Below are 10,267 nucleotides of genomic sequence, written 5' to 3'. Positions count from 1 at the left end.
TTTTACAATCGCAAGAGAATCCATGGTTCTTTGGGTTACGTATCGCCGGATCGATTTGAGGCCATATATTACAAAAAAATCAGCTAAATGCGCTTAAAAGGTGTCCACTTTCTTGACAGAGGTCCAGGCAGACCGTTACGCGAACGAATCGGAGCGGATGTCTGCCTCTAGCGGTCTGGTAGACCGTTACGCGAACGAATCGGAGCGGATGTCTGCCTCTAACGGTCTGGCAGACCGTTACGCGAGCGACTTCGACGGGTACGCCATGACGAAAAAAACCAATCGCTATTTTCGTACATCTTTACTCCGAGGGACTCCAATAATTTGATGTAAGTCAATTGGTCAGCCGAAAAAAAAGGACGAACCGCGTCTAAGCGCAAGGGTTCGTCCTTCTTGTCGTTCATGATGTCTGACTAAGATGTCGCTATTTAATTTACTTCAGGTTGCTGAGGTTGTAGAACGCCGCTTTGCCGCCGTATTTCGCCGTAGAGCCCAGACGATCTTCGATGCGGAGCAGTTGGTTGTACTTCGCCACGCGGTCCGTACGGGACGGAGCGCCTGTTTTGATTTGGCCTGCGTTGGTCGCAACCGCGATGTCGGCGATCGTGCTGTCTTCGGACTCGCCGGAACGGTGGGAGATTACTGCTGTATAGCCAGCGCGCTTCGCCATCTCGATCGCGTCGAACGTCTCGGTCAAGGAACCGATTTGGTTGACTTTAACGAGGATGGAGTTGCCTACGCCCTTCTCGATGCCGTCAGCCAGACGCTCGGTGTTCGTAACGAACAGGTCGTCGCCGACCAGTTGAACTTTGCCGCCCAGCTTCTCGGTCAACAGCTTCCAGCCTTCCCAATCGTCTTCGGAGCAGCCGTCTTCGATCGAGATGATCGGATACTTGTCTACCCAGCTAGCGAGCAAGTCAACGAACTCGGCAGGCGTGAAGGACTTGCCTTCGCCTTCGAGGTGGTATTTGCCGTCTTTGAAGAATTCCGTGGAAGCGACGTCCATGCCGAGGAAAATTTCTTCGCCGGCTTTGTAGCCAGCCTTCTCGATCGCTTCGAGGATCGTCGACAGCGCTTCTTCGTTGGAACCGAGGTTCGGAGCGAAGCCGCCTTCGTCGCCTACGGCCGTGTTCAAGCCTTTGGCTTTCAATACGCCTTTCAGCGCATGGAAGATTTCCGTGCCTGCGCGCAGCGCTTCGGAGAACGTCGGCAAGCCGATCGGCAGCACCATGAACTCTTGCACGTCGATGTTGTTGTCCGCGTGCTCTCCGCCGTTAACGATGTTCATCATCGGTACAGGCAGCGTTTTGGCGTTGAATCCGCCCAGGTAAGTATAGAGAGGAACGTCCAGCGCGTCGGCAGCTGCGCGAGCAACCGCCATGGACACCGCGAGAATCGCGTTGGCGCCAAGCTTCGCCTTGTTCGGCGTGCCGTCCAGTTGAATCATCTTGTTGTCGATCTCGACTTGGTCAAGCGCATCGTAGCCGATGATTTCCGGAGCGATGACCGTGTTGACGTTCTCTACCGCTTTCAGAACGCCTTTGCCGAGGTAACGGCCTTTGTCTCCGTCGCGAAGCTCGACCGCTTCGTACGCGCCCGTAGAGGCGCCGGACGGCACGATGGCATGGCCTTTAGCGCCGGACTCCAGTTGAACTTCGACTTCGACGGTCGGATTGCCGCGAGAATCCAGCACTTCGCGAGCGTATACGTCAGTAATGATCGTCATAGGTAGAACACTCCTTCGGTAGGTTAATGGTTAATACGGTTAGACAATCAAGGATTTGCCCGTCATCTGCTCCGGCTGCGGCAATTGCAGCAGCGTCAGCAGCGTCGGGGCGACGTCAGCCAGAATGCCGCCTTCGCGAAGCGAGAGACCGGCTTGGGTCACGATGCACGGAACGATGTTGGTCGTGTGCGCCGTAAACGGCCGATCATTGTCGTCCAGCACCATGTCCGCGTTGCCGTGGTCGGCGATAATGACGCAAACGCCGCCTTTGGCCGTGACTGCGTCGACGACTCTGCCGAGGCATTCGTCGGTCGCTTCCACCGCTTTGATCGTCGGCTCCAGCATGCCGGAGTGACCGACCATGTCGGGGTTCGCGAAGTTCAGAACGATCGCGTCGTGCTTGTCGTCGGCAATCTCCTTCTCCAGTGCCTCCGTTACCTCGTAAATGCTCATCTCCGGCTGCAGATCATAGGTAGCGACCTTCGGCGAATTAATGAGAATCCGGGTTTCGCCTTCCAGCACGTGGTCCCGTCCGCCGCTGAAGAAGAACGTAACGTGCGGATACTTCTCCGTTTCGGCAATTCTAAGCTGCTTTTTCCCGTGTTGAACGAGCACCTCGCCAAATGTATTATCCAACTCTTTAGGCTTATACGCAACCAAGCCGCCTACGGTTTCCGCGAATAGCGTCATGCACACGAAGTACAGATTTTTCGGGAAGCCCGGACCGCGGTCAAAACCGCGAAAATCCTCATTCGTGAAAACATTAGACAGCTGAATCGCACGATCGGGACGGAAGTTGAAGAAAATAACCGAGTCCTCGGACTCGACCAGTCCGTTTGGCTTGCCATTCGCTCCGACGATCACCGTCGGCACGAAAAACTCGTCGTACACGCCTTGCTCGTAAGAAGCTTTAACCGCTGCGATCGGATCAATCGCCGCAGGGCCTTCGCCGTAAACCATCGCGCGATAGGATTTCTCCACGCGCTCCCAACGCTTGTCGCGATCCATTGCGTAGTAGCGTCCTTGCAGAGTCGCAATTTTGCCGATTCCGAACTCTTCGATCTTGCTTTGCAATTGGGTCAGATAACCGACTGCACTGTCGGGAGCTACGTCGCGGCCGTCAAGGAAGCCGTGGATATACACTTCCTCGAGCTCTTCCCGCTTCGCCAGCTCAAGCAACGCAAACAGGTGGTCGATATGGCTGTGAACGCCTCCGTCAGATAGCAAACCGTACAGATGCAGTTTCTTGCCGTTCTGCTTGGCATGGCGCACCGCACCGACCAGTGTCGAATTGTCAAAGAAGTCCTGATCGCGGATCGACTTGGAGATACGGGTCAAGTCCTGATACACGATGCGGCCTGCTCCGATGTTCAGGTGGCCGACCTCGGAATTGCCCATCTGGCCCTCCGGCAAGCCGACCGCTTCTCCGCTCGCCGTCAACGTCGTGTGAGGGAAATTGCTCCAGTATTTATCGAAATTCGGTTTATTCGCTTGAGCTACGGCGTTGCCATGCTTCTCTTCGCGAATACCGAAGCCGTCCAAAATTATTAGCGCAACCGGTTTGGGAGCTGCCATCTTACTTCGCTCCTTCAACCAACGCCACGTAGGAGGCCGGCTCCAAGCTTGCACCGCCGACCAACGCGCCGTCGATATCGGATTGGCCGAGGTACTCGGCTACCGTGTTCGGCTTAACGCTGCCGCCGTACTGAATGCGCACCTTATTCGCCGCTTCCGCGCCAAACTGCTTGGCCACGACGCTGCGGATGTAGGAGATCGTTTCGTTCGCTTCCGCAGACGTGGACGACTTGCCCGTACCGATCGCCCAGATCGGCTCGTAAGCGATCACGGTCGCCGCGACTTGTTCAGCCGTCAGGCCGGACAGCGCGCCTTCCGTCTGTACGCGAACCACTTCGTTCGTCGTACCGGCTTCGCGCTCTTCCAGCTTCTCGCCTACGCATACGATCGGAACCAGGCCGTGACGGAATGCCGCATGGGCTTTCTTGTTCACGATCTCGTCCGTCTCGCCGAAATATTGACGACGCTCGGAGTGGCCGATAATGACATAATCGATGCCGAGATCTTTCAGCATAACGCCGCTGATCTCGCCCGTGTACGCGCCGTTGTCTTCGAAGTGCAGGTTTTGCGCGCCGACTTTGATCGTCGTGCCCTTAACCGCCTCGACCAACGTTGGAAGCGCCGTGAACGGAGCGCAGATGACGCTCTCCACGCCGGATACTTCCGCTTTGCCTTTGACTTCGGCTACGAAGGACGCTGCCTCGCCCGCTGTCTTGAACATTTTCCAGTTGCCCGCGATAATCGGTGTTCTGCTCATCCTTGTCACCCCTATTTGTCGTTAAGAGCTACGACGCCCGGAAGCGCCTTGCCTTCCATGAACTCCAGGGAAGCGCCGCCGCCCGTGGAGATGTGGTTCATTTTGTCAGCCAGATGGAATTTCTCGGTCGCCGCTGCGGAGTCGCCGCCGCCGATGACGGTGTAAGCGTCCGAGTCCGCGCAAGCTTGCGCTACCTCGCGAGTACCGTTTGCGAAATCATCCACTTCGAATACGCCCATCGGTCCGTTCCAGAGAACCAGCTTGGAGTTTTTGATGACTTCCGCGTAGATTTTACGCGTTTTCGGACCGATATCGACGCCTTCCTTGCTAGCCGGGATACCGTCGATGCCGACAATATCCATGTTGACGGCCGATTTAAAATCTTCCGATACAACGATATCGACCGGGAGATAGAAGTTTTTGCCGAGCTTCTTCGCTTTCTCGACGAATTCGAGCGTCAGATCCAGCTTGGAATCATCGCACAGCGACAAGCCGATCTCATTGCCTTGCGCCTTCAGGAACGTGTAAGAGAGACCTCCGCCGATGAGGATGTTGTCCGCGATCTCGATCATTTTGTTGATGACGTCGATCTTGTCTTTTACCTTGGAGCCGCCTACGATGGCCGTGAACGGACGCTCCGGGTTGTTCAGAGCTTTGCCCAGTACGTCGAGCTCTTTCTCCATCAGCAAGCCGGAAACTGCAGGAATGTGGTGCGCGATGCCTTCCGTCGACGCGTGGGCGCGGTGAGCCGCTCCGAAAGCGTCGTTGACGAACAGATCGGCCAGCGCAGCCAGCGATTTCGCCAGCTCGGCGTCGTTCTTCTCTTCGCCCGCTTCGAATCGCACGTTTTCCAGCAGCAGCACGTCTCCGTCCTTCAACTCGTCAACCTTCGCTTGCACGGATGCTCCGACGACTTCGTCGGCTTTCGCGACCGGCTTGCCCAGCAGCTCGGACAGGCGAGCGGCAACCGGCGTCAAGCGCAGACCGTCGACGACTTGACCGTTCGGACGGCCAAGGTGGCTCGCCAGAATGACTTTCGCACCCTTCTCGATCAGGTGCTTGATCGTTGGCAGCGTCTCGCGGATGCGCGTGTCGTCCGTGATCGCTCCGTTTTCCAGCGGCACGTTGAAATCCACGCGCACGAACACTTTCTTCCCTGCAACCTCTACGTCTCTTACGCTTTTCTTGTTCACGGGTCGAACCTCCTCAGATGGCTGTCTATCTCCTTGCGCAAAGCTAGGCCCCTGTAGGGAGCCCGCCTTGTTTCTGTATCTCGTTCCCCGAAGGGAAGATTTGCTTTTGACCTTGGTTCCCGAGCGGCGAAGTCATTGCATGGGGAACCCCGGCTCTTGCCCTTGGTTCCCAAGCAGCGAAGTCATTGCGTGGGGAACCCCGGCTCTTGCCCTTGGTTCCCAAGCAGCGAAGTCATTGCGTGGGGAACCCCGGCTCTTGCCCTTGGTTCCCAAGCAGCGAAGTCATTGCGTGGGGAACCCCGGCCTTCTCTCCTCAAGAAGCGCAGTCATGCGCAGAGGAGAGCCGCCCTTCCTCCCGGCCCGCGGCCGCTCTTCCCGCTCGATAGTTAAGCGTAGTCCCGGGTTTGCGGAGCAAATCCGGGACGCAGCGATCCAAGCAGGCCGTTCCCCTCTCCCGTCCTCTGTCACTCATCCGACAGCGCTGGGTGTCCAGAGGGCGGAGCCCTCTGGAGTCCCCCGTCGGGAAGGGGGATTTAGGGGGATGCCGCACTCTGATTTAGGGGGATGGTCCCCTCAATTAAAGGGGGGGACTCTTACAAACCCTTGCTTGCGATATAAGAAGCCAAGTCAACAACGCGGTTGGAATAGCCCCACTCGTTGTCGTACCAGGAGATAACTTTAACCATGTTGCCTTCAACGACCATCGTGTTCAGCGCATCGATCGTGGAAGAAGCGGGATCGCCGTTGTAGTCGCTCGATACGAGCGGCTCTTCGGAGTAGTTCATGATGCCTTTCAGAGGGCCTTCTGCAGCAGCTTTCAGAGCCGCGTTCACTTCTTCAACCGTAACGTTGACTTTCAGCTCGGCAACCAGGTCCGTAACGGATACGTTAGGCGTAGGAACGCGCATGGACATACCGTTCAGCTTGCCTTTCAGCTCAGGCAATACGAGAGCAACGGCTTTCGCAGCGCCCGTCGAAGAAGGAATGATGTTCTCTGCAGCAGCGCGGGCGCGGCGCAGGTCTTTGTGAGGCAAATCCAATACTTGCTGGTCGTTCGTGTAGGAGTGGATCGTGTTCATCATGCCCTTAACGATGCCGAACTTGTCGTTCAGAACTTTCGCGAACGGGGCCAAGCAGTTCGTCGTACAGGAAGCATTGGAGATGATCGTGTGCGAAGCCGCGTCGTATTTGTCTTGGTTAACGCCCATAACGATCGTGATGTCTTCGTTCGTTGCAGGAGCGGAGATGATAACTTTCTTCGCGCCGCCTTTCAGGTGAAGCTCGGCTTTGTCTTTCGCCGTGAAGATACCCGTGGATTCAACGACGATCTCAACGCCTACGGAAGCCCAAGGCAGGTTGCCCGGATCGCGCTCTGCAAAAACCTTAACCGATTTGCCGTTCACGATCAGCGCGCCTTCGCCGACTTCAACCGTTCCGTCCAGTTTGCCGTGCGTCGTGTCGTATTTCAGAAGGTGAGCAAGCGTATTAACGTCCGTGAGGTCGTTGATCGCGACGATTTCTACTTCAGGATTGTTCAGCGCTGCGCGGAACACGTTGCGTCCGATACGTCCGAATCCGTTAATACCCACTTTTACTGCTGCCATGTTGGTTTCCTCCTTGGATTGAAAAAAATAATTGATGCTATATCAAGGCGACTAAGCGCCGAGACCGCTATTTAGAGGTCGTTCGAAAAGTCCAATTTTGATCACGAAGCGTTCCAAGAAGCGAGTTCGACTTCGAATCTTGAATTCAGCCGGCTCTTCCGGTACTCACGTAGATTTGACTACGCTCCGTTCCTCATCCCCGGTCTTCATCCAACCTTCCCGGATGCATGGGCGAGCAGTTCGCCGCAAGGCGAACGACCAGCCTCGGTGCTGAAAATCGAACTTTTCGAACACTTATTTGAATGTCGTTCGAACCAGTTGTTTAGAAACGTCGTTCGAAACTTTCGCTATAAGTAAGGATTACCCGAATTACAGGCTTTAAGCTCGCGATTAGCGTTAAATATGCTCAAGCGCTTCTCTCGCCGCCGCTTCGTCCGTTACAAGAACGTCGTCGTGTCCGAAACGCATGACGGACGCGATCGCTTCTCCTTTGCTCTTGCCGCCCGCGATTCCGATGACCACCTCGGCGGCTTCGATATCTTCGAGCCTGAGCCCGGCCGTCGCCATGCGATGCACGACTTTGCCGTGACGGTCGAAATAATATCCGAAGGCTTCCGCCAACGCCCCGTCTTTCACCAGTTCGTCTCTCGTCTCGTCCTTGAGCTTGCGGCGTCTGGCCATCGTCACAGCATCCCCGATTCCGTGAACGACGATTCGCGCTCCTCGGATCATGTCGACGACTTCCCTAACGTTCGGCTCCTGCATAATCGTCTGATAAGCTTCTTCGCTCAGATGATCCGGAACGTGCAGCATTCTGTAGCGCGCTCCCGCCCGTTTGGCCAGCTCCGAAGCGATCGTGTTCGCCTGGTAGTCGACGCTCTCTCCCAGTCCGCCTCTTGCCGGCACGAACCAGTTGTCCTTCATCTGGGAAGGTGCGGAAAATTGCTTGGCCATATGCGCCATCGTGGAACCGCCCATGACGGCGACCACGTCGCCCGGGGAGAGGCTTTCCCGCAGCACGCGGCTGCCCGCTCTGCCGAGTTCCGCCTTGACGAGTGCGGATTCGTCCGAGTCTCCGGGAACGACGACGACTCGTTTAAGTCCGAAAGCTTCGCGAACCTCGTCCTCCAGATCGGACAAACCGAACAACTCCTTGACGATCGGCTCCATCTCTTCGACCAGCTGCCTGCCTCCGGCGGTCAGCGTCATTCCTGTCGACGCCGTATCCAGCAGCCCTTGGGACTTGAGCAGCTCCAGCTCCGACCGAAGCACCCGCTCCGTCATCTCCAGGCTCGCTGCCAGCGTACGCCGGCCGATCGTGCCCTCCAGATAGATCCGGTGCAAAATATCGTACCTCGTCTCCATCACCTTCAGGAGATCCGGAAGCAGCTTCTTCTGAATATCGATTATTTTTCGCATTCTCTCCGCTTATCCTCCTGAGACCGAACGGTCATCGTCGGCAACGATGCGAATAGTTTGGTTGGACACAAAACGTCCCGCCACATCATTTTAAGTCCCACCTCTATTTTAATCCAATCATCGTCATATGGCAAGAGCTTCGTTCCCCGCATCCTTAGCCATCCCCAAACAAACCTCCGGCGCTGCCGTTCTAGGCAGAGCCGGAGGTTGAAAGCGGACACTGCGGCCTTGGGATATACGCCAATGTTGTCAAATAGGATAAAAATTTGTCGCTCCCAACGGTCCTGACGAGTAGGTTGAACTTAGGCGAAACCGAGACTACAGGGCAAAAGCCAAAAAGGTGCCTCCACGCCACCCCAGCCCACGGCGTTAAGGCCAAGTAAGCGCCTCCCCCCAGGCCGCCGCCGAGCATTGTACATAACCTGATAACATTCGGAAATACGCCCCCTCCCTTTTCGTCGCTGTCCAGGAAGGAGGCGTAGGCACACTCTATCCTCGAAGAGGAGCTCGCACGATTCGCGGATCAGTGAAAATATCCAGCCCATCAAGACTGTGCGGGGAAAATTCGCTGACGACCGCTCCGTCCGGCCCGGCCTGAAACCAGTGCTTCGTGTCCGGCGGGATCGTATATTGCTCGCCGGGCTTCAGCGCAATCTCCCGCCAAACCGTGTAGAAGGCTTCGTCCCCTTGGGGCGGACGGCATTGGGGATGGGACGTTGCCGCCCCATCGACGTAGAGATATACCATTCCGAATCGACAACGGAAGGTTTCCTGCTTGCCGGGATTGCCCGCGCCAACCGGCGGATGCCGATGCTCCGCGCAGGTCTGGCCCGGGAACAACACCAAGTCCTTGGCGCAATACCGAGGCGTATTGACGTAAGTCATCAACTGCAGGCCCGTCTTCTCCAGGCTTCCGAGGCCGAAATCGGCAACTTCGATCGACTCATGCTCGCGCTCCCCCAATAGGATGCCCGCCTTGCCGAGATATTCCGCTGCCCTGCTTCTTATCGAAGCAACCCCTTCCGCGCCGAAGGCCTCCGATCCTCCCTCCGCCAACGTCACCCCTCCCGTCAAAAGTACAAGCCGCGTTTGCCAACCGAACCGAACAAGTCCATCTTGCGTCCGATCAGTTCCTTGGCCGCGTCGATCGCGCTCGGGAACAGCACCGTCGGCTCGCACTCGTTCGGACGATCGGCGAGATTCACCCGAAGCTGGCCGAAAAACGCCTTTTTCATTTCAGTCGAAATATTGACCTTACAGATGCCGAGCCGCACCGACTCCGCCACTTCCTCGGGCGAATTGTCCGACCCGCCGTGCAGCACGAGCGGCGCCTGAACGAGGCCGGCGATTTCCTTGAGCCTGTCCAGCTGCAGCTTCGGCTTTCTGGACTTCGGATACATGCCATGCGCGGTGCCGATAGCCACAGCCAACGTGTCGGCCCCAGTGCGCTCCACGAATTCCTTCGCCTCCAGCGGCTCTGTGTACAGAATTTCGTCGCTGCCCCCTTCCATGCTGCCTTCCGCTTGGCCAACCGTCCCCAGCTCTGCCTCTACCGTCACGCCGACCGCATGGGCGACCGCCACGGCCTCCCTGGTCAAGCGGATATTTTCCTCGAAAGGTTTCGTCGAAGCATCGATCATGACCGACGTAAAACCGCAGCGAATGGCCCGGACGATATGGTCGACGCTTCCGCCATGATCCAGGTGAATGACCGTCGGCACCTTCGCTTTGTTCGCGATGTCCCGGCAATAAGCAACGAAGCCGTCCGTCAGAAACTCCAACTCGGAAGGATGGATCGCCAGAATGACCGGTGAATCCAGCCGTTCCGCCGTCTCCATGATCGCCCGCAAGTACTCGCCGTTCCCTACGTTAAAAGCCCCTACCGCGAATTTGTTCCTTTGAGCGACCGACAACAATTCCTTCATCGTAATCAACATGATGTTTCTCTCCCTTTTTTTATATAAGAAAACGTCTTTGCGACGGATTCTTCCCA

General features: G+C 56.6%; 8 protein-coding genes. All 8 read right to left on the bottom strand.

Translation table 11 applies throughout. The annotated features are described in order from the left end of the window. Window positions 1-433 precede the first annotated feature (433 nt). On the bottom strand, window positions 434-1,726 hold the full coding sequence (gene eno, locus ACESLM_RS18945; RefSeq protein ID WP_094042927.1) for a phosphopyruvate hydratase: 1,293 nt from the start codon (window positions 1,724-1,726) through the stop codon (window positions 434-436). A gap of 39 nt (window positions 1,727-1,765) precedes the next feature. Next, on the bottom strand, window positions 1,766-3,301 hold the full coding sequence (gene gpmI / locus ACESLM_RS18940; protein ID WP_372633121.1) for a 2,3-bisphosphoglycerate-independent phosphoglycerate mutase: 1,536 nt from the start codon (window positions 3,299-3,301) through the stop codon (window positions 1,766-1,768). A 1-nt stretch (window position 3,302) separates the two neighbouring features. Next, the gene (gene tpiA, locus ACESLM_RS18935) at window positions 3,303-4,058 is read right to left on the bottom strand and encodes a triose-phosphate isomerase (RefSeq protein WP_372633120.1); all 756 of its coding nucleotides are present in this window, start codon (window positions 4,056-4,058) and stop codon (window positions 3,303-3,305) included. Between the two features lie 11 nt (window positions 4,059-4,069). Continuing rightward, complete coding sequence (locus ACESLM_RS18930; protein WP_372633119.1) at window positions 4,070-5,251, bottom strand: phosphoglycerate kinase; 1,182 nt, start codon at window positions 5,249-5,251, stop codon at window positions 4,070-4,072. A 593-nt stretch (window positions 5,252-5,844) separates the two neighbouring features. Then, a complete protein-coding gene (gene gap, locus ACESLM_RS18925) occupies window positions 5,845-6,855 on the bottom strand; it encodes a type I glyceraldehyde-3-phosphate dehydrogenase (protein WP_094042923.1) in 1,011 nt (336 codons plus the stop codon). A 396-nt stretch (window positions 6,856-7,251) separates the two neighbouring features. Then, complete coding sequence (locus tag ACESLM_RS18920) at window positions 7,252-8,274, bottom strand: sugar-binding transcriptional regulator (protein WP_372633118.1); 1,023 nt, start codon at window positions 8,272-8,274, stop codon at window positions 7,252-7,254. A gap of 489 nt (window positions 8,275-8,763) precedes the next feature. Next, window positions 8,764-9,282, bottom strand: coding sequence for a cupin domain-containing protein (locus ACESLM_RS18915; protein WP_372633123.1), 519 nt, complete (start codon window positions 9,280-9,282; stop codon window positions 8,764-8,766). A 62-nt stretch (window positions 9,283-9,344) separates the two neighbouring features. After that, a complete protein-coding gene (locus ACESLM_RS18910) occupies window positions 9,345-10,211 on the bottom strand; it encodes a ketose-bisphosphate aldolase (RefSeq protein WP_372633117.1) in 867 nt (288 codons plus the stop codon). Window positions 10,212-10,267 lie beyond the last annotated feature (56 nt).

This window comes from Cohnella sp., assembly GCF_041641335.1.
Lineage (GTDB): Bacteria > Bacillota > Bacilli > Paenibacillales > Paenibacillaceae > Cohnella.
The sequence above is the reverse complement of the archived record's forward strand: the minus strand, read 5'-3'. Positions and strand labels throughout refer to the sequence as shown.